This is a genomic window from Candidatus Cloacimonadota bacterium, from assembly GCA_021734245.1.
Lineage (GTDB): Bacteria > Cloacimonadota > Cloacimonadia > Cloacimonadales > TCS61 > B137-G9.
Map to the genome: position 1 here is coordinate 1 of JAIPJH010000052.1, position 21,995 is coordinate 21,995.

Here is a 21,995-nt window from a genome sequence, read left to right on the forward strand (position 1 = left end):
ATGTAAAACTTTTTACAGAAAAACCACACATCGCCCGATTTATGTCGATAGAATTAAGGCAAAGTACTGAATTTTACCAGAAATTTCCAGAGTATCAACCGATCAAACGTTATCTGAAGTTTTTGCAGGAAATAATTAAAAATGCCAAGCAAGAAGGTGGATTGCGCGAGGTTGATACAGTAGGACTTTCCTACCTTATGTTTGGAACAATGGATTTTGTACTTACAGAATGGTCAACTCGTGGTCAATCTTTTGATCTACAGAATATAAAAGATAAAATCGTGGATATTGTTCGTTATGGAATGTATCCGATCAGAGAACATTAATAATTGATTTAAATAAAGCCACAGAGAACTTCTTTGTGGCTTTTTTTATATAAAAAGCAGATGCTCGATAAGGATTTTGATACCAATCCCGATTAAAACAAGACCTCCGATAAGCTCGATCTTATTTTCAAATAAAGAACCGAATTTACCACCAATATAAACACCAAGCAAAGATAGTATAAAAGTAACAATTCCGATAATTATAACCGGTTCAATAATTGCTACATTTAAAACGGAAAAGCTTAAACCAACTGCCAGTGCATCGATGCTGGTAGCAATAGCCAGAATAAATACTGTTTTTATATTATTCGGATTGCATTTACTTTCTGCTTCTGTTATCATGAATGATTCATAGATCATCTTACCACCAATGAATACCAGTAATCCAAAAGCAACCCAATGATCGAATGCTTGAATGTATTTGTGAAAAGTGGAACCTGCCAACCAGCCTAAAACCGGCATTAATGCCTGAAATCCACCAAAAAATATGGCAACTCGAAAAGCCGGTTTTGCCCGAAAGCATTTCAGCGTAACTCCACTTGCTATGGAAACTGCAAAAGCATCCATTGCCAGTCCAACTGCAATTACGAATATTGTTATAAAATCCATTTTTCATCCAATCAAAAAAAGCCACCTTTTGGCCAGGTGGCTTTTCTATTAAGTAATATTTTATCTGTTTTGCATTATCTTCGTTGCTATTCTTTTGAAATCATCTATGGTTCTTGTTTCCAAATACATTCCTTCATAAGTATTAGCAAATACAAGATCATTTCCGCTATTATGTAAATTGAAATTTACCGGCATTATACCAATATCCATGTAGGTATAAGTATTTGAGTAATCTTGATAATAAGATTTATTTATCTCGTAACTTCTTTCTGAACCAGCAATTTCCCATTCTTCAAAATATTCATTATCCATTGTTTCAAGATAAAACTCTATGAATTGAAGATCTGGACTTGTCGGCAGTTCCCAATCAAATGCATAATTTTGATTAAAATTGAAATCTGGCCAAGTTATGTCGGGCAAAAAGGGAGCTTCAACACTGCCGGTAATAGTATTATTATTGATCACAAGTTCGTAATTAAAAGTATCACCAAACCCACCAGTACCATCATAGTAAAGCCATGTTTCCCAATCGGTTCCGAAATATTCCCAGTCAAGATCAAATATAGTACCATTAATTTCCAAACTTGATGAAGTTGGTTCTGTTGTTGTCCAAATTAAAATAGAAGCTTCTCTAGCTAAATCTTGCCAGGGTGTTATTATCATAACAGTTTCCAAATTATTCAGATTTGTTGGAAAATCTGTACCCACAGGATTTTTATCGTCCTCATCACAACCTGTTACTAGAATTAATGCTAACATAAAAACTAACAATAATTTAAAAATTCTCATATGTCCTCCTCAATTTGTTGTAAAATAAAAAATAGAAGATTTCGCGTCAATTGATTCACTAATTTTTTAATTTTTTTAACAATTCGAGATTGATACATAAAAAAATAGAATAGGTCATTGAGTTGAATTTGATATCTGCAAAATTGAAAAACTAAACAGGGCGATTCGTGAATCGCCCCTACATTTATTTTACCACCGGCTAACTGCCAAAGGCCAACTGCTTTTCTATACTCAGTGTTCTCTGTCTCTCAGTGACACTGTGTTGAAGATTATTTCGCCACGATACTAACCAGTTTTTTGGGAACCACAATAACTTTATGTACTTTTTTCCCCTCAATATACTTTTGAACGTTTTCTACTTCCAAGGCCATTTTTTTAATTTCCTCCTGCGGCATATCTACAGGAACATCGATCTTCCCGCGCAGTTTTCCCATCACCTGAATAACGTAAGTAACTTCGTCTTTCACCAGGTATTCTGGATTATATTCAGGAATGCCGGCTTCATGTACCAAAGTTTCATTTCCCATCATTTTCCACAGCTCTTCACTGATATGCGGAGCAAAGAAATACAACAAACGCGGAATTACAGCACAGGCTTCAGCAAAAATTACTTTTTCAGCATCGTTCAGCTTTTCCGTTTCATTGATTCCGTAAACTTTATTCAGATGTTCCATAATGGCTGCGATCGCAGTGTTAAAATGCATGCGTTCTTCAATGTCTTCCCGCACTTTTTTTATCAGGTGATGCGTGCTGAATCGCAGGTCTTTGAGTGGGGAAGAGATTGATCCTTCGACTCCGCCTGGGATGACATTATTTTTAATCAAATCGATTTTATCTTCAAAGATACGCCAGACGCGATTCAAGAAGCGGAAAGCACCTTTCACGCCTTCGTCGCTCCATTCCACATCTTTATCTGGTGGAGAAGCAAACAGCATGAAAACGCGCACAGTGTCTGCTCCATAACGATCCACGATGTATTGCGGATCGACCACATTTCCTTTCGATTTACTCATTTTGGCACCGTCTTTGGTAACCATTCCCTGCGTGAGCAATCTGGCAAAAGGTTCATCACAACTTACCATTCCGATATCACGCATGAATTTATGGAAGAAACGAGCATACATCAGGTGCATCACAGCATGCTCGATTCCACCGATATATTGATCGACCGGCAGCCAGTAATCTGCATTTTCTTTGGCAAATGGCATTTCTTCATTATCAGCATCCGCATATCTGGCAAAATACCAGGAACTATCCACGAAAGTATCCATCGTATCGGTTTCGCGTTTTGCCTTTCCACTACATTTCGGGCAGGTTGTATTTACCCATTCAGGAACGCTTAAAAGTGGATTCTGAGTAGTTTTTCCTAATTCAACATTATCCGGCAGCAATACCGGCAAGTCTTTATCAGGAACCAGCACTTCACCGCATTTATCACAATAAATTATTGGAATAGGATTTCCCCAATATCGTTGACGACTTACACCCCAATCTTGCAGGCGATAAGTAATCGTTTCTTCACCCATACCATTTTCCTGCATCCAGTTGGAAATCGCTTTTTTGGATTCAACGCTGTCCATGCCATCGAATTGTTTGGAATTAACCAATGTTCCAGGCTCGATGTAAGCTTCGGTCATTTCTTCCAGAATCAGACTTTTATCTGGATTTTGAATAACGATTTTCATTGGAATGTCATATTTCCGGGCAAATTCAAAATCACGTTGATCATGAGTTGGAACTGCCATCACAGCTCCAGTTCCATAATCCATCAAAACGTAATTGGTTACCCAAATCTGCACTTTCTCACCATTTACGGGATTGATAGCAAATCTTCCACTGAAAATACCTTCTTTGGTTGTGTCTTCAGCAGAGCGAGTGATCTTATCTTCGTTTATCACCTTTTCGCAAAACCTGGTAAATTCCGAATCTGCCGGTTCATCTTTGAGCCAGCGTGTAACCAGAGGATGTTCGGGAGGTAAAGCCATAAAGCTACAGCCAAATATCGTATCGGGTCTGGTTGTGAAAACCGTGATAATATCATCAGCATTTTCCAGCTTGAAATGAATATTCGTTCCAAAACTTTTACCGATCCAATTGGTCTGCATTGTTTTCACACGCTGTGGCCAATCGATCACTCCGCTGAAATTCAGCAGTTCATCGGCGTATTTGGTAATTTTAAAAAACCACTGTTCCAATTCTTTTTGACGAACAGTGCTGTCACAACGCCAGCATTTGCCTTCTTCCACCTGTTCGTTTGCCAGAACTGTCTGACAATCATCGCACCAATTCACGAAACTGCTTTTTTTGTAAGCCAGTCCGTTTTCATACATTTTCTTAAAAAACCACTGTCCCCATTTGTAATAATCAGGACGACAGGTGGAAACTTCACGATCCCAATCCAAACCAAAACCGATCATATCAAATTGTTTACGCATTATTTCGATATTTTCTTCGGTGGTAATTTTGGGATGAGAATTATGCTGAATGGCAAAATTTTCTGCCGGCATTCCAAATGCATCATAACCCATAGGCTGCATCACATTGAATCCCTGCATCAATTTATAACGCGCAATTGCATCACCTATGGAATAATTGGATACATGTCCCATGTGCAAAGCTCCCGAAGGATATGGAAACATGCTCAATACATAATATTTTTTCTTGTCAGAATTGTTGCTGGCATTAAAGATCTTATTTTTCTGCCAGATATTCTGCCATTTTTTTTCTATTTTTGCAAATGGATATTCCATTATTTATTTCTCCTGTTTTTAAATTTTTTTTTTTGATATTTTTGTAGTATTTAATTCGAAATATATTATCCCCGCAAGGGGAGTAAAAGAAGGAGATGAGAATTTAAGATTGAGTTATTGCAAATCGAATTTTTTAATGTTTTTGGCATTTTTTTTCTCCTTTTCCAAATTTGGTTGTCAGTTTTGGAAGTGAACTATTTAGGTCAAATATTTTTTGCAGAGAGCAGAGGGCAAGGGGCAGAGGGCAGGGAGACTTTGAGACTGTGTGATTTTGAGACTTTGTGAAGCAATGAGCCTGAACTGCTGATCAGCTGAAGAGCTGAGACAAAAAGCGTATATGATCAAAAAAACAAAGGATATAACACATAACCTATAATGAAAAATAAAAAAACTTGCAGAAAAATCTGGAAATGAAGTTTTTTTGCCTGCGGATAAATTGAGCGAGGAGGTTATGATGATCAAGTATTTTAACGATCGTATAAAATTATTTTCAATCTGGGATATTAAATTGGCGCAAATGGCAGCAATGTGCGTAATGATAATACTGATAAAACTGATCCCGCAGATTATTAGTTTGGAATATATCTGGTATATTCTTTTGGCTGCAATTTTTGGAATTCGACCTTTGTATTTGGTGTTTTTTAAGAAAGAGTAAATTATTTCAACAGCATACACTTCTTTTGTGTTAAAGCTTTTTCATCGGTTTTAAGTTGGTATAAATAAACTCCACTCGAAACAGGTTTTCCGTTATCATCATCTCCGTTCCAGACGACAGAATAATTATTTATCGTGCCACATGCTTCGACAAGCTCAGCATGACAGAATGTTTTTACTTTCTGTCCTTTTATGTTGTAAATTTCAATGCTTGCAGAATCGTAGCTCGGCAATACGTTGAAACTTATTGTAGTTGAAGGATTAAAAGGGTTGGGGTAGTTGGAAAGCTTGAAATTATTAAGTAGTATTTCATTTTCACAGGAAGAGGAGGTGTATTCATAACTGAAAACTCCATTATGAGAACCTTGGCATAAAGTTACGTACTTTTGGTTATTGAAATCATTTAATGCAATATAATTAATTTCTGATAAATCAGTAAAAACTGAGATTGGTTCAAGTATTTCGGGTGAATTCCCTAGATTTTCAAAAACACAACATTCGTCACCAGATGCTACAAATATCAATTCATCAGTAAGAAATGGCTCTCCAAAAGCTTGCAATTCTAAATTTAATTCAGGATTGGTAGGATTGTTTAGATTAAATATCTTTGTTGAAATAGATGGAGAATAATCATAAGAAAATTCGTTATATATTACCAATTTATCATTCTTCACTTTCATTTCAGCATTAGGATTGGAGACAAAATTGTTTATTGAATTAAATAATACTGGTTGGTTACTATCCAGATTTTGATAAACATAAATTTTTTGATTAAAAGTACTAATATTTTCCAAAAAATAACCATAACCGTCATGGATTATCCAATCTTCGATAGTAAATGGAAGATCAAGAGTAAAAAGTAAACTACTTGTACCGGGTTCAGAAACGTTATACTTCAACAGATTATTGTTAAGGTCTAAAACATAAAAAGATTCCTCATCTGTTTCATCAAAACAGCATTCATTATAAAAATCGCAGCTGATCTGGTTAGTTTGGATAGGGGAGTTTATATCAGAAATATCATAAACATAATAACTATAGTCATCATTTTTCAGCATAGCTAATTTATTATTTGAAAGCTCAAAAATGCTCCAATAATCAGTAAATAACTCACCCAAATCAACAAAGTTTAGTGGATTAGAAACGTCATAGCCTTTTATATAATGTGTAATTGAACCTGCGAGTAAATAATTATCTATCTGTTTATATCTATTAGAATAATAATAATTAGCATAGTTACCTTCAAATCTTAACTCATCATCAATAAATGTGATATGTTGAATACCATTAAAAGCTGTCATTAAATATAAATTTTCATTACTATTTATCAAAGTAGTTAAGATTGAATTTGCATCTGTACCGGATAAATAATCAAGTCGAACAGGATTCGAAATATCTGAAACATCGATAACTTCAATATAACCAAATTCAGCTAAGAAAACATAATTATCACATATCAGTGGACTAAAGTCATTAAATATGTCCACATCAGGATCGTATTGAGAAATATATTCCCAATTATTAAGATCACTTATATCCCAAAGAGTAATTTCCGCACTATTTGATGCTATGTATACTGTATCATTATAAGCTTTAATTCTTTGCGCATTATATTGATGATAGGATGAAATATTTCCATTCCCTACAATTTCTGGTAGAGTTGGATCTGATAGATCGAAAATTGTGAACTGATTATAACCATCAAATCGGGCAGTAATTGTATCTCCTATTTTATCTGAATAATTTAGAAGATTTTGAAAATGAGATACAAATACCAAGTCTGGTAAACTATAAAAATAATTATGATAACTATTATTTGCATAGTCATAACAACATACATTAAGATAATTTCCATATATTTTTATTGGCCACGTATCATATTCAAAATCAATTTCTTGGACTATTGTTGGATTAACACTATCCGAAACATCAATTTGATAAACATTACCTGATTGAAATTGGTATGACATAGGAGATGCTGAAACATAAACATAATCATCTTTTTTGGTAAATGAGTTACCAAGAGGAATAGGAGTTTGTGAGAGCAAAGTAAGATCACCATTATTTCCTATTTGATAAATTTCCAATCCATAATCAGAAATAGCATAAAGAATACCAGAATCCACTATAGCATTATCCATTTGACCATAGGTTTGTGCAATATTAAAATCGTTCATTTTTGTTAACTCGGTTTCCTGTGAAGAAAGTAAACTATAAATGATCAGAATTATAGAAAAGTATATTTTTTTCATTATTTATATTTCTTATTTTAACAGTAACATTTTACAGCTTGCTTCTTCATTTCCAGTTTTAAATCTGGCAAAGTAAATTCCGCTGGAAACGGGATTCTTGTCCTCATCGGTTCCATTCCAGACGACAGAATAATTATTTATCGTGCCACATGCTTCGACAAGCTCAGCATGACAGAATGTTTTTACTCTCTGTCCTTTTATGTTGTAAATTTCAATGCTTGCAGAATCGTAGCTTGGCAATAAGTTGAAGCTGATTGTGGTTGAAGGATTGAAAGGGTTGGGGAAATTGATTAGATTAAAAGAAGGATTTACAAGATTCTCGTTAATTGAAGTTAGCTGATTGATCATACATACAAATAGATCTGAGTTACCATTGCTTGTTGCTGACAATGGGCCAAATGTAGCTGTTTCTTTAAAACTACCAGTAAGTACAATCTCATTGTCAGCATTTAAATCTATTCCATAAGAAATATCTTCACCTAAACCACCAGCTTTTTCAGCTAAGATCCATTCTCCATAGTTATTTAACATCGAGACAAAAATATCTTCATTTCCATTACTTACGAGCTGTAAATTTCCAAACTCTGCTGCCTCTGAAAAAATACCTGTAATCCAAACATTTCCTGCTGAGTCACAAGAAAGAGAATTCCCATAATCTTCTCCAGCTCCACCAGCACTTGCAGACCATTCACATATAAAAGCTTCGTTAAGCTTGACTACAAATGTATCATAATCTCCATTAGTTGATAAAGTTAATTGAGGATCTCCAAAATATAAAGATTCATTGAATTTACCTGTTAAAATTATCGAACCGTCAAAAGAACAAAAAATTGAACTAGAATAAGCCATTGATTGGGTACTACTTTCGATTTCGTTATATAGTTGAATTTCTCCTTCTTGATCAAGTTTAATTACAAAAATATCATCCCAACCATCACCGTTTAAGGTTATTGGCCCAAAACTTGTCGGACCATTGAATCCCCCAGTTATGAAAATATTATTATTAGATATATCTACAGCACTGCCACTATCATTAAATTGTCCCGAACCATGTTGTGCCCAAATCCATTCACCACTGGAATTCAATTTTGAAACAAAAAAATCATCTGCACCTGAGCTAATGAAATTTGTATCTCCGAATGATATTGTCTCCCAGAAACTACCTGTAATATAAACATCGTTTTCGGAATCTACCGCAATTGATTCACCAATATCGTTTCCTTCACCTCCAGCACTAACTGCCCAAATCCAGTTTCCATTATTATCGAGTTTGGTGATAAAAATATCTTTGCTATCCTGGCTTTCCAGATGATCCGAGCCGAAATCAATTGATTCATAGAAATATCCTATTATATAAATATTATGATCATCATCTATGGTTATATCATAAGGTTTATCATCATATGTTCCTCCAGCAGAAACTGCCCAAATCCAGTTCCCAAGTAAATCCATTTTGCCGACAAAAATATCTTGCTGTCCATTACTTGTAAGTTCGATCGAACCAAAAGGTGTAGTCTGATAGAAAGCACCATAAACATAGATAGCATCATCTGTAACTTCAATACTTTTGCCATAATCCAAGTATATGGAACCAGTTGTTTCTAACCAACTCCAATCGATTGTTTGTCCATTTAGACTGCTCAAAAATATCATAATAAAAATAATAATGATAATATTAGTTTTCATCACTTTCTCCTTTTTCTAATAAAAGCATTTTCTTCGTTTCTTTAAATTTACCGAATTATAGTTTAAGCAAAAATTTTCATTATATAAATAAAACAATTCTCTTCATAATTCCTCCAAAGTGATTTCGGATTATAGAACAAAACTGAATTAATGAATGTGGAAGTTATTGTCAAATAAAAACTTAAAAATAACTAATTTATGAAAGTTTATATTGTTTTCATCTTTTCTTTTGACAACTTCAGTGAAATTTTAACATCCGAATTATGAATTTATTAAAAATGGAATTTTAGTCGGATGCATTACGATGTAATGGTGATCGGAGGTGGAGCAGCTGGTATGATGGCTGCAGGTTTTGCAGCTAAAAGCGGCAAAAGAACGATCCTGATAGAAAAAAATCCGGTTTTGGGAAAGAAACTGCTTATAACCGGAAAAGGCCGTTGCAATATTACAAATTACTGCGATGTTCACGAACTCGTCGAAAACATTCCGATCAACGGAAAATTCCTCATCAATACTTTTTATCAATTCAATTCTTACGATACAATTTCTTTTTTTTCCGATCTGGGTCTGGAAGTGAAAATAGAAAGAGGAAATCGTGTGTTTCCTGCCAGTGATAAAGCAAAAGATGTTGTTCAGGTTCTCATCAAATATATTCACAAAAATAAAGTTGAAGTTCTGCATACAGCAGTAGAATCAGTCATGAAATTCGGTAGTTTATTTGCTGCTAAATTGATAAATGGGGAAGTGGTTCGAGCTGAAAAACTGATCATTGCTACCGGCGGTAAATCTTATCCCGGAACTGGTTCCACAGGAGATGGCTACAAATTTGCACGAGAATTCGGTCACAAACTAACTCGTTTCAAACCATCATTAGTTCCAATCGAAGCAAAGCAATTTGTAAAACCTTGCGAATGGTCACAGACCTTCACAATGGTTGGAGAAAAACATTCGACAATTGGGGAGGATTCTCAAAAGAAACCATTCGCAAGGTCGATTCGCATTCCCGCCTTAAAGGATTTAGGTTTAAAGAACGTAAAAATTAGAATAATCGATAGAAACAGCAAAATAGTTTATGAAGATTTTGGTGAGATGGAATTTACAAATTATGGAGTTACAGGACCGATAATTTTATCTGCATCATCACATCTTAGAAAAATTGAAGATCATATTTTAAGCATAGATTTGAAACCAGCATTAAGCGAAGAAAAGCTTGATTTAAGACTGCAGAGAGAATTCCAGAATAATTCCAATAAACAATTCAAAACTATTTTAAAGAATCTGTTGCCAATCAAAATGATTCCTGTTTTCAATATTTTGCTGAACATTCCCGAAAATAAAAAAGGTGCAGAAATTACCAAACCGGAAAGAAGTAATTTATTGTATCTTCTCAAGAATTTCCAGATTGAATTAGAGAAATTCCGCCCCATTCAGGAAGCGATCATTACCAGTGGTGGTGTAAATGTAAAAGAGATCGATCCCAAAACGATGGAATCAAAACTGGTTCCTGGTTTGTTTTTTGCCGGAGAAATCTTGGATTGCGATGCCTATACTGGTGGATTTAATCTGCAAATTGCCTGGAGTACAGGATTTGTGGCAGGGAATTCCACTTAACATGATTTATAAGAATTGACGGATTTTCATTTGTTAAGATTATGATATTTGTGTTTTTTGAAAATGGTAATAAACAGACAAATTCACAGAAATACTGTGGATGAATTTAATTAATAGAATTCATCGACGCTTGCATCGGGGTTTTCCAAATTTTCTCCCCTGTTTGAGGGGAGATCCGGCAGTTGCCGGAGAGGGGTAAATAATGAAAATTCGATTTTCAGCTTGCTGAAATAAATTTAGCGAAATGCACCTTGGCTCTGCCACGGTGATAGTCAAATTTAAGAATTTTCTTTATTTCTAAATGCATCCTGAGTTCTTGATTTCGGGGTTTTCATAGGATAAAAATAAGGAATGTAAAATCACATGAAAAAAAATTTATTTCTCATAATTATCGCAGCATTAACGCAATTCCTGATTTCGGTGGAAATTGCTTTAGAAAACACTTACGAACTTTCTTCAATAGATGAAATCCCCAATAACCGTTCGGCAGGAAAAGCGATCTATTCCCAAAAATATTTTACTAAAGGAAAACTATTTGAGAATTCTGCGGATAATGGGTCGATCTTGGAACTGCAGGATTGCGTGTTGCTGGAAATACCCGGTAAACCACTGCTGCCTCAGCGAAATATTCATGTAACCTTAGAAGGCAATTATCTTATCACCGACATCATTCTGACTTCTGGACTGGTGGAAGAATATCACACAAATGATTTGATCGGTCAAGCCGATAATTTCTTGAAAACAAACGGGGATAAAAATCAATCTATTAAATCTGAAAAAGATGATGCGATTTATTTAAATGATGATTTTTATCCCAAACGCTGGCTTGATTTTACAGCCGGCTTTGATGGAAATGAAACACATATTTTCATTCACATTTTTCCGGTTCAATGGAATCCGATCAATAAAAAAACTTATCTGCTCAGGAATTTTGACCTTTCCATTTGCGGCGAAGTAAAACAAAATCCAATATATTTATCTTCACAGCGATTGTTCACGGAAGCAGAACACATTTTACTTTGTCCCTCCGATTGGATTTGTGTGGCAGATTCGATGGCGCAATTTCATGACATGACATCAGAAGCTCTCGATATTCAGGAGATCTACAGCGAATATCCACCGGCAGATGAACCAACCGAAGAAGGCTGGGCAACTTTCACAAATGAAGATATTCATGATTATCAATATGAAAATGCTCTTCGCATCATATCTTATCTTCGAGATGATGCTGCGCATCCAAACCTGGATCACATCACTATTCTGGGAAGTGCGGAAATCATTCCTCCCTCATATTATTTTTCTAACAGACCCGAGCCGAATTATGAATCGTGGATGCCGTCAGATCATTATTATGCCTCTCCCGATTATGATTGGGTAGATAACTACAATCTTGCCAGATTGCCCGTTCATGATCTGCAATCTCTTTCCAATTATTTTGAAAAGATGCAGAATTTCATTTTGTATTCAGATGATGCATGGACAAATAAAGTTGCCGTTTCCGGCGGGCAAACCTGGGGAACGTCACTTTTTTTGGGGGAATTAAGTAATAATCAAATTATCTGTGACAATGTTTTCGATGGTTTTAAAATTTTGAAATATCAGAAAATACGTGGCAACTTTTCTGCCGAATACATCAAGAACCTGTGGATGAACGAAGAATTTCTGTTCCATTTCAATTTTTCTCATGGCGGCGGCTATGATATTGCCTTCGGTGACGGCACATATCTCACCAAAGATGATGTTGCCTTGTTTCCGCCCAAAACAAAAAATCCTATCATAGTAGATAAAGGTTGTTGGAATGGAGTGTTCGATACATTTTTATACGAGCATCATTTATTTGAAGGAATTACATTATGCGAAACAGTTCTTTCTTCTCCAGGCGGTGGAATTGCTTACATTGCTGCAACTCGGCAAAGTTACGGTCAACCCGTAACATATCATGAAAATGGAAATCTGATGACAATATCTTATAATGCAGATTATGCTTTGCTCTACTATTTTCTGGATGAATACAGAAAGATGAATGAGCCTACATTTGGCAAATTATTCAGAGCAGCCAAGATGCGTTATCTGGATCGATTTACTTTCTACGATAATTTTACAAGTACTGTTCCATTTATCCGTTTTATGGTTCATGCAAATTCTGCTTTACCTTTGCCGATTCCGCCGCCAGTGAACAGCACTACAGAGATTCCCCAGATTTATCTGGAAAATAGTGTGAATCACATCTATTATGATGTTCAAATTGCTGGATTAAGAGAAAATCAAGATCCGATTTATCAGATTTCCAATCAGGATTTATTCGATATTCTATCCTATTCTACCCAAAATGATTATTTAATATCTTATAATGAGAACATTCAAAACAGCTTTTCGATCAGTGGCGATATATTCGGAAACACAATCTTGAACAGACTGGAAAATATTGAAGAAAAAGAAGCCTGGCATTACAGTTATATTATAAAGACAGCAAAAAATATCGACGGACAACTTGATGATTGGAACCAGGAAGAGATCATTTGTACCGATCCTGGAGGAGATATCTGCCCGGACCTGGATTTGACCGAGCTTTATGCGGATTACGATGCAGAGACAAACCTGCTATCTTTTGCTTTGCCTGTAGAATTTATCTTCCCGGAAGATTATGATGAAGAATATTTTTTTTGCTTTGCCATCGATGATGAAGAGTGGGGAGTGAACAATAATTATCTGGAGCCAATGATGTTTCCGATCGATGTTCTGGTGGGATTTGACAATGCCAGGATCAATAAATTATTTGTTCTGCGATTGTATTACAATTATTCTGAAAAACCTGTACAATATTTGAAATATTATGATCTAATTCAAAGTAATGGTGGTTTTTTCTGGGAGCAGAATGATGCATTACCACCGCAGATCGAAGGGTTGTACAATGTTTCGGAAAATATTCTGGAATTCACGATATCTGCCGATTCCCTGAATCTGGATAATTGCAAAATGGCTGTATTTTCTTCCAAACGCGTTTCCAGCGAACCACTCGGAATAATCATGGATACAATTCCAACATCTCTGAATTCACCTTCTGAACCTCTATTTGGATTTGAGAATGCCTATTCCATAAGAGATTATATCGATCTTGGAAAAATGCTCCAATACGAATCTGGTGCAAATCCGATCCAGCCAAAAATTTACGCCAATTTCCCTAATCCTTTTAATAATTCGACAAAATTGAAATTTGAAATGGTACAAACAGATTTTGTGGAAATGACCATTTATAACATTAGAGGACAGAAAGTTCGACAATTATGCAATCAAGAGTTTGAGGTTGGATTTCATTTTTTCGATTGGAATGGCAAAAATGATTATGGCAACAAATTGTCTTCCGGAATATATTTCGTTGATTATAAAATCGGAGATAGTTATCAAAAAACTATCAAAAGCATTCTGCTGAAATAAATATATTGCAAATAAAATCAAATTTTCTATTTTTTGCGCAGAGGTGATTATGAAAGAAGAAAAGTTGCCGTTTTTTTATATTCGAACGCTTGTAATATTGACCCTATTGCTGATCATTACGATTGTAGTTATGAACACAAAAGAGATACTTTCCGACTTTTATTTTTTACCGATCATGGAAGGCTTGATCTTGTTAGTCGTAATCGTAAGTGCAATATACATTTACTTCAAAATGAAATTGGAAGTTTATGATGATAAAATAGTCTTCTATAATAACAAAACCAGAAGAGAATTTTTGCTGAAAGATATTAATAATATAGAGGTCAAATCTTACAATAATATTATTATAATTATCGATCAAAAGAAGGAGACTTTACCACATAGTATCATCGATTCATCCAGTTTATTCAAGCTTTTTTATGATACATTAATCGAAAAAAGACCTGATCTTCTTGATGAAAAGTTACGATCAGAACTTGATCTGGTATATAAGAATTCACTCTGTTTCGATGATTTTACTTACATTGTCGAAAAAACCGGTTTTTTTGCAACTTTGATGGCCATCTTATCGTTTTTCGTGGGAATGTTCATTATTGTAGATTATTATTCCATTAAAGAATTTGGACAAATTGCTTATCTTATCTACTCTTTAGCCTGGCCGTTTCTTGCCGGTTTCCTGCTATTTATGGGATTTGTGCATTATTTGAAGAAATCAAAAGTAGAAGAATTATCTTCTGATGTGATACAAAAATATTTCAGTAATTATCCGTATTCACTGGTATTCAGTACGTTTGCAGAGATTTTTATATTACTTTCTGTCCTTAAATATTTTACTTAGCATTTTTTTTAACCGCAGATGAACATTGATTGTTTGTTGGACTTCACGTCTCGTGGAGTCTAAGTGTTAATTCTTTTCGTCTCGAAAATTTCTCGTTCAAGAGTGAACGAGATACAAACCTTGCTGATATCCTCAGGAAGACGGTGTTTTTTTTTCGTCATTCTGACGTCTCATGCACGTTGCTCTTACGGCTTCGAGAAACTACGCCGGCACAGGTGGGAAGAATCTCTTTTGCCGCTTATCAAAACGAAGGAATCCACCACATTGAAATGTGGTGATATGCCTAATGATTGTAGGATTATCACCCGATTTCAATCGGGTAAAATATTTTCCGTCAGCTTCTCTCAGCTCTTCTATTATTAGCTGTCGGAAAAGTATAATAAAAATCTCTTATCGAATGTTAATTAAGAATTTTTCAGAACTTTCCGAAACCAACAAGAAGAGTTTGCAAGCAGTTCCACATCCAAGTTCTAACACGGAAATATTATTTTTAAGATGGGAACTATCAATAAACCAACCCCAATCCCTTTCAAAATCATACTTTTCATCGGTCCAATTTTCTTTTTTCTGATATATTAAATCATGCGATAAGTAATCTATTAACATTTTTTTTTCCATAATCAAAAAAAAATGCAAATCTCAATTAGAAAAAAAAATCCCCTTTAAAGCGTTAATCTGCGGTAAAATAGAATTATTTAACTAATCTAATAAACAAAAACTACACCGCTGGTGGGAAAAATCCATTCATTCTTTTCGGAAGAAATAGAAATGGAATCCTTTTTAAAACTTGTTTTTGCGAATTTTGTTTGCCCCGAAAAGATCGGAACTGCTTCCACGTTTTCGAATAAATCACCATAATTGAAGTTAATCTCGACTCCCTGAGTCATTTCGATCAGATAGATCGCAAGCTGATGTGATTTTCTGGGATAATAGGTTTTAGTAGAAATGGAAAATTCAACTTCTTTACCTTTGGATTTTTCAAGTTCGGGATGGTAACAGCGAATTTCCAAACAGCCATCCACCATTTTCATTTCGTTGTACAATTCCACACCTTCAACTTTCACAGAAGTTACATCAAAAAGAGTTGCTTCCAAATTGCTATCTAAAAGCCAGCGATATTCTACATCGGATTGCAGGAAGTATTTTTCCAGCAGTTTCTCATTATTTGCACAAGCTACAATAAAATAGTCATTTTGCAGTTTTTTGGAAAATGTAAGTTCCGTTTGAACCAGATAATAATCTTTCAATTCTTTTCGATTATGTTCTGCAAAAGAAATTGTATGAACAAAGTTCTTGCGATAATGTATATCTCGATCGTGCTCTACAAAGAAATGTTTGAGCAGATCGGAATAAATAAGATTGGAGATTTCTTTACTTTGCAATCGCTGTTCAATGGCGGTTTCAATAATTTTATTCAATTTATCATCCGAATAATCGAATGAAACAAAATCGCGGCGCAAAAGCGGGGAAGAGGCGATCATTTTTCCGTTTTCATAATAATAACGTTTGGCGCGCCTTCCAACCTGACAAAGCAGTTCATAACTGGATCCACCATAAATTTGAGTCAAATTTTCCGCATAAATCTCTGCATGATCATTTCCCATCAAGATAACTTCGTCACCAATTTTACAATTTACAGAGTTTATATCTATCGAGATCATATCCATCGATACTTTGCCAATTACATTGCAAAGTATATCATTAACAACCACTTTTCCTTTATTGGAAAGCAGGAAATCATAACCATCGGCATAACCAACCGGAATGATTGCATATTTTAGTTGTTTTTCTACTTTGTATGTTTTGTTGTAGCCGATAAAATCTCCAGTAACTGCACGCTTTATCTGTCCAATACGAGATTTGAAGGTCATTACCGGTTTTAGAGCAACTTTTGTTTTCTGCGAATCATCAGCATAAATGCCAAAGGAAAGCAATCCTATTCGCACCAGATTCGCATAATCACATTTAATGGAAACAACCCCACTGCTATTGGCAATGTGAATAAATTTCGGCGGCATTTTCAGTTTGGAAAGTATTTGCTCAAAACGATCAGATTGCTTTTTGGTGAATTCAATATCATCTTCTGCTGAGGAAAAATGAGAGAAAATTCCTTGAATTTGAATATCTGGTAAAGATTCAATTTTCTCGATCAGTTCAAGAGCTTCTAAATAAGGAACTCCGCTTCTTCCCATTCCTGTATCGACATTAACGTGAACTTGAATTTTAGTTTTAGTTGTTTCATTCAATTTAGTTGCGAAATCAAGATCGGAAATGGTGGGAATGAGATCATAATCCAGGATGATCTTAAGTTCCGACGTTAAAGATGGTGATAAAATCAGGATTGGAATATCAATGCCCTGATATCGCAGCAGCATTCCTTCCTGAGCATTTGCCACTCCCAGAAATGTTGCTCCGCATTCAATCGCTTTTCTGGCAATTTCATATGCTCCATGCCCGTAAGCATCTGCTTTCACGATCTGCATGAATTCTGTATTGAAAGGCAAAAGTGCTTTCAACTGATTTAAGTTGTGTTCAAAATTCGTCAGATCAATTTCGGTCCAGCTTCTATCTTGTTTCATATTTTCCAAAGTTTAAAAGAATTTTGCAGCCAGATCGGCCAGAGCAGAACGTTCACCTTTTACCAAAGTAATATGTCCTGTAATTTTTTCCTGTTTAAATTTTTCCACGGATAAGCTCAAACCGTTACTTTCCGAATCCAGATAGGGAATATCGATCTGATACGGATCACCTGTGATCACTATTTTTGTACCTTCTCCAGCTCGAGTTATAATCGTTTTCATCTCGTGTGGAGTTAGGTTTTGTGCTTCATCGATGATGATGTATTGTTCCGGTAAACTGCGGCCGCGAATGTATGTGAGAGGTTCCAGTTCGATGAAACCGAAATCCAGATAATCTTTCAGTCCAGGCTGTTTTTTACCAAATATTTTGCCATTCCCATTATCTTCACGATCATTTTTGGTGGAAAGCAGAATTTCCATATTATCGTAAATCGGCTGCATCCAGGGATTGAATTTATCTTCTTTCGTTCCAGGCAGATAACCGATGTCTTTACCCAAAGGTGAAACCGGTCTTGAAACTACCAATCTGGTATAAAGATTTTCTTCCACAACCTGATTTAAACCGGCAGCAAGAGCGATCAAAGTTTTTCCTGTTCCCGCTTTTCCTACAAGACTCACCAGTTTTACTTCAGGATCCATCAGTAGATCAAATGCCATTACCTGTTCCACGTTTCTGGCTTTTATGCCGAAGATTTCCTGACCTGTATAATATTTGAGAGGATAGATCGTGTTGTTATCTACCGAATAACGGGCGACCACACCTTCAGTATCTTCTTCATTTCGGCATAAAATTACAAATTGATTCGGGTAGATCTCACCGAAATCATTTGTCAGAAATTTCTTATCTTCGAATTCTTTGATCGTGTCTTCATCAACAATTAATTTAAGATAGCCACTGTAAAGCTCGGAAAAATTAATTTTATCTGTTTCAAAATTGGCAGAATCCAATCCTACAGCATCTGCTTTGATGCGCACATTCGCATCTTTGGAGACCAGGACAACCTTACTCTTGGGATTCTTTTCTTTTAAATATAAAGCTGTTCCAATGATTAAATTATCGTTCGTATCGGTAATTAAAATATCATTGGCTGTAGCTGATACTTTCCTGCTGAGAACCACCTGAATTATGCCGCCTTTTTCGGTCGGAACGCCATCTTTAAGGCTGCCTTTTTCGCGCAATCCATCCAGGTAACGACCGATCTGCCGGGCATTTCTGCCTTTTTCATCCACGCCTTTTTTGAAATTATCAACTTCTTCGATAACCGTAATTGGTATAGCTACATGATTTTCATCAAAAGAAAACAGAGCTTGCGGATTGTGGATCAATACATTTGTGTCCAGAACGAAAATTTTCTTACTCATTCAATCTCCTTTCACTTCTCTTTTCCACGCACTGATTATTTAATATTTCAAAGATAATTGTCAAACAGAATGTGGAAGAATTTAAAAATATCTTGCTCTTTAAAATGCTCTCTTTTTCATTGCACCGAAATATAAATGTTTATTGTTTAAATAGATATGAATGATTTTGAAATGGAGTGAATTGATAAATGGGTTTGAGAAGAAAAGGTCGTGAAATTGCATTACAAACGTTTTATGCTTTATCATTTTCTGGTGAGAATGATGTAGATCTATCGATTTTTGAAGCAAAATTAGAAGAGATATCATCTTCGAAAGAGCATGAACTTGATAATAAAATTTTAGAATTCTCGAAAGAAATATTGGCAAACACTATAGCAAACATCACAGCTATCGATGAAAAAATAGCAGAACATTCTACTAACTGGAAAATGAGCAAGATAGCAATGGTAGATTTGAGCATCTTGCGAATAGCAACTTATGAGCTTCTCTTCACGTCAACACCACCTGCTATTATAATGAATGAAGCGATTGAAATTGCTAAGCGTTATTCTTCCGAAAGTTCAAGTAAATTCGTTAATGGAATTTTGAATTCTATTACAGCAGAATTGGCGTAAAATGAAAAATCTCGTTCCTTATACGCTCCCATTTAAAGGGGAGCTGTTCTGCACTTCTTTCAAATAATTAAAAGCAGAACTGAGGGGTGAAAGGAATTGTTTTATGAAAAAGATTAAATGCAGTATTGGAGTAATCGCTTACAATGAAGCTGCAAATATCGGCAAACTTTTGGATGCTCTGTTAAATCAGGAATTAGAATCAGTACAAATAGAAAGAATTGTTGTTGTTAGCAGCGGCTGTACAGATGGAACTGATGACATTGTAACAAAATACGAAAAGAAAAATAAAAAAATTAAATTGATTACCGAAGCTGAAAGAGGTGGAAAATCTTCTGCGATCAATAAATTCATCAAAGCTGCAGAATCAGAAGTTCTTGTGATCGAAAGTGGCGATACAATTCCAGCAGAAAATACAGTGGAAAGAATGGTAGCTCCCTTTGCCGATGAGAAAGTGGGAATGACTGGTGGAAAACCGGTACCCGAAAATGATCCAAAAACTTTTATCGGATATGCTGTAAATCTGCTTTGGAAGCTGCACCATCACATGGCACTTCGTTCTCCCAAATTGGGTGAAATGGTTGCCTTCCGACGAATATTTGAAGAAATTCCACCGGAAAGTGCTGTGGATGAAGCCAGCATCGAAGCAATTATGAAAGAAAAAAATCTGGAATTGAAATACATTCCCGATGCCATTGTTCACAATAAAGGACCGGAAAATATTTCCGATTTCATCAAGCAGCGTCGACGCATCGAGGCTGGGCATTTGTGGCTGAGACAAAATCAGGATTACGAAGTTTCTTCTCAAAATCATTTATTGCTTTTAGAACTTGCCATTCAGGAAATTAAAAGAAATCCTGATAAATTGCATTTTCTGTTTGGAACAGCAATTTTAGAAGTTTACAGCCGTTTGCTGGGAATGTATGACTTCAAAGTAAAAAAGAAAAATCCCTTCAAATGGGATATTGCAGATTCTACTAAAAATCTTGATCACAGATAAAATAAAAAAAATCGGAGTTTATTTAGATGTTAGAACTACTTCCCAAAATATTGATATATAATCTTTACCGTAAATTTGGCATTCCTAAAATAATGCCGATAAATTACACTGTGAGTGCGCTTTACAGTTGCAATTCACGCTGCAAAACCTGTAATATCTGGAAAAAAGAAGCCAGGAACTTAACGCTTTCCGAATATAAACAGATTTTCAAAAAGATCGGTAGAAGTCCATATTGGATTACGATAAGTGGTGGAGAACCTTTCCTAAGAAAAGATATCGATGAACTTTGTGCGATCATTTATAAATATTCCAAACCGGCAATTATCAATATTCCTTCCAATGGACTTCTTACAGATGTGATCGTAAATAAAGTAAACAAAATCGCAGAGACCTGTAAAAAAACTCAGATCATCATAAATCTTTCTATCGATGGTATTGGCAAGCAGCACGATGAAATTAGACAAATTCCAGGAAATTACGAAAAAGTGATCAATACTTTTGAAAAACTGAAAGCACTCAAACAAGGAAATGTCCAGGTTGGAATTCATACTGTTATTTCAAAATTTAATGTGAAGGAATTTAGGAATATTGCCCAGAAGTTAATGCATTTAAAACCGGATTCTTATATTACCGAGATTGCGGAAGAACGCATCGAACTGGATACAATGAACAGTGATATCACGCCAAATATTCTTTCCTATCGATCAGCGATCGATTACTTGATTCACATCATAAAAAATGGTGAATTCAAGGGAATGGCAAAGATAACACAAGCTTTCAGAATCGAATATTATAATTTAGTGAAAAGAATTTTACGAGATAAAACTCAGGTAATTCCTTGTTACTCAGGTATAGCTTCTGTTCAAATATCTCCAGACGGAGAAGTGTGGAGCTGCTGTATCAAGGCGAAATCATTAGGAAATCTCAGAGATCATGATTATAAATTTAAACGTATCTGGTTTTCTCCTCTGGCAGATAAAGAACGAAAATCCATCAAGAATAAAGAGTGTTACTGCCCATTGGCAAATTCTTCCTACACAAATATGCTGATGGATATCCCGACTTTATTCCGAGTCTTCTTCCGAAGTTTTATCAAATGGTGGTAATAAGAGCGGACTTAACAAGATTTTATTATTGATCTGAAATTATTCTGCAAGCGAATGTGTCGCTTAAAATCAAAAAAAAATGATTCACTCCGAAAAAAACGTCATATTGAGGAACTCTTCTTGGCAAACGACGAAATATTGATTTGTATATCCTTCGTCAATCTTCTGTGAAAGAATCTCTCAGGATGACGGCTAATATTTACTTCAACAACATTATCTTAAGCACTTCTTCTTCTGTTCCATTCACCTTCCCCGATGAATCGGGACACAAGCGAAGTTTTGCCAGATATTCTCCTGTGGAGACACGTTTATTGTTGCTGTCTCTGCCGTTCCAGGAAATGCTGTAGTTTCCGGAAGATAACCGAGCACTAACCAGGGTTTTTACTT

Annotated in this window: 17 protein-coding genes; 8 read left to right on the top strand and 9 right to left on the bottom strand. The window is 35.3% G+C overall.

Annotated elements, in window-relative coordinates; genetic code table 11:
* The coding region (locus K9N40_08760; protein ID MCF7814557.1) for a hypothetical protein at positions 1-326 on the top strand (326 nt) is incomplete at its 5' end.
* 45 nt (positions 327-371) lie between these two features.
* Here the strand turns inward: K9N40_08760 and K9N40_08765 are convergent.
* From K9N40_08765 to leuS, 3 genes are all read right to left on the bottom strand, one after another.
* Positions 372-935: a manganese efflux pump MntP family protein gene (locus K9N40_08765; protein MCF7814558.1), complete on the bottom strand. Its 564-nt coding sequence runs from the start codon at positions 933-935 to the stop codon at positions 372-374.
* A gap of 60 nt (positions 936-995) precedes the next feature.
* Positions 996-1,724 (bottom strand): hypothetical protein, encoded by a 729-nt coding sequence (locus K9N40_08770; GenBank protein MCF7814559.1) that lies wholly within the window; start codon positions 1,722-1,724, stop codon positions 996-998.
* Positions 1,725-1,993: 269 nt separating this feature from the next.
* Positions 1,994-4,474, bottom strand: a complete 2,481-nt coding sequence (gene leuS, locus K9N40_08775) for a leucine--tRNA ligase (GenBank protein ID MCF7814560.1) — start codon at positions 4,472-4,474, stop codon at positions 1,994-1,996.
* Positions 4,475-4,928: 454 nt separating this feature from the next.
* Between leuS and K9N40_08780 the strand changes: the two genes are divergently transcribed.
* Positions 4,929-5,129 (top strand): hypothetical protein, encoded by a 201-nt coding sequence (locus tag K9N40_08780; GenBank protein ID MCF7814561.1) that lies wholly within the window; start codon positions 4,929-4,931, stop codon positions 5,127-5,129.
* A gap of 1 nt (position 5,130) precedes the next feature.
* Here the strand turns inward: K9N40_08780 and K9N40_08785 are convergent, their stop codons facing one another.
* Both K9N40_08785 and K9N40_08790 read right to left on the bottom strand, forming a co-directional pair.
* On the bottom strand, positions 5,131-7,380 hold the full coding sequence (locus K9N40_08785; protein ID MCF7814562.1) for a T9SS type A sorting domain-containing protein: 2,250 nt from the start codon (positions 7,378-7,380) through the stop codon (positions 5,131-5,133).
* 12 nt (positions 7,381-7,392) lie between these two features.
* Positions 7,393-9,066, bottom strand: a complete 1,674-nt coding sequence (locus K9N40_08790) for a T9SS type A sorting domain-containing protein (protein ID MCF7814563.1) — start codon at positions 9,064-9,066, stop codon at positions 7,393-7,395.
* 294 nt (positions 9,067-9,360) lie between these two features.
* Here K9N40_08790 and K9N40_08795 point away from each other — a divergent pair, with 294 nt between their 5' ends.
* From K9N40_08795 to K9N40_08805, 3 genes are all read left to right on the top strand, one after another.
* A complete protein-coding gene (locus tag K9N40_08795) occupies positions 9,361-10,677 on the top strand; it encodes an NAD(P)/FAD-dependent oxidoreductase (GenBank protein ID MCF7814564.1) in 1,317 nt (438 codons plus the stop codon).
* Positions 10,678-11,040: 363 nt separating this feature from the next.
* Entirely contained in the window at positions 11,041-14,112 is a 3,072-nt protein-coding gene (locus tag K9N40_08800) for a T9SS type A sorting domain-containing protein (protein ID MCF7814565.1), read from the top strand.
* Between the two features lie 49 nt (positions 14,113-14,161).
* Entirely contained in the window at positions 14,162-14,950 is a 789-nt protein-coding gene (locus K9N40_08805) for a hypothetical protein (GenBank protein ID MCF7814566.1), read from the top strand.
* 390 nt (positions 14,951-15,340) lie between these two features.
* Here K9N40_08805 and K9N40_08810 read toward each other — a convergent pair whose 3' ends face one another.
* The 3 genes from K9N40_08810 to K9N40_08820 form a co-directional block, all read right to left on the bottom strand.
* Positions 15,341-15,556, bottom strand: coding sequence for a hypothetical protein (locus K9N40_08810; protein ID MCF7814567.1), 216 nt, complete (start codon positions 15,554-15,556; stop codon positions 15,341-15,343).
* A gap of 98 nt (positions 15,557-15,654) precedes the next feature.
* Positions 15,655-17,529, bottom strand: a complete 1,875-nt coding sequence (gene alr / locus K9N40_08815; GenBank protein MCF7814568.1) for an alanine racemase — start codon at positions 17,527-17,529, stop codon at positions 15,655-15,657.
* A 12-nt stretch (positions 17,530-17,541) separates the two neighbouring features.
* On the bottom strand, positions 17,542-18,891 hold the full coding sequence (locus tag K9N40_08820; GenBank protein ID MCF7814569.1) for a PhoH family protein: 1,350 nt from the start codon (positions 18,889-18,891) through the stop codon (positions 17,542-17,544).
* 188 nt (positions 18,892-19,079) lie between these two features.
* On the opposite strand from K9N40_08820, the gene nusB reads away from it, so the two are divergent.
* The 3 genes from nusB to K9N40_08835 all read left to right on the top strand — a co-directional run bounded on the left by nusB (position 19,080) and on the right by K9N40_08835 (position 21,608).
* The gene (gene nusB, locus K9N40_08825; protein ID MCF7814570.1) at positions 19,080-19,505 is read left to right on the top strand and encodes a transcription antitermination factor NusB; all 426 of its coding nucleotides are present in this window, start codon (positions 19,080-19,082) and stop codon (positions 19,503-19,505) included.
* A 103-nt stretch (positions 19,506-19,608) separates the two neighbouring features.
* On the top strand, positions 19,609-20,502 hold the full coding sequence (locus K9N40_08830; GenBank protein MCF7814571.1) for a glycosyltransferase: 894 nt from the start codon (positions 19,609-19,611) through the stop codon (positions 20,500-20,502).
* A gap of 92 nt (positions 20,503-20,594) precedes the next feature.
* A complete protein-coding gene (locus K9N40_08835; GenBank protein MCF7814572.1) occupies positions 20,595-21,608 on the top strand; it encodes a radical SAM protein in 1,014 nt (337 codons plus the stop codon).
* A 199-nt stretch (positions 21,609-21,807) separates the two neighbouring features.
* Here K9N40_08835 and K9N40_08840 read toward each other — a convergent pair.
* Positions 21,808-21,995 (bottom strand): hypothetical protein (locus K9N40_08840; protein MCF7814573.1); only part of this gene is annotated, 188 nt, incomplete at its 5' end.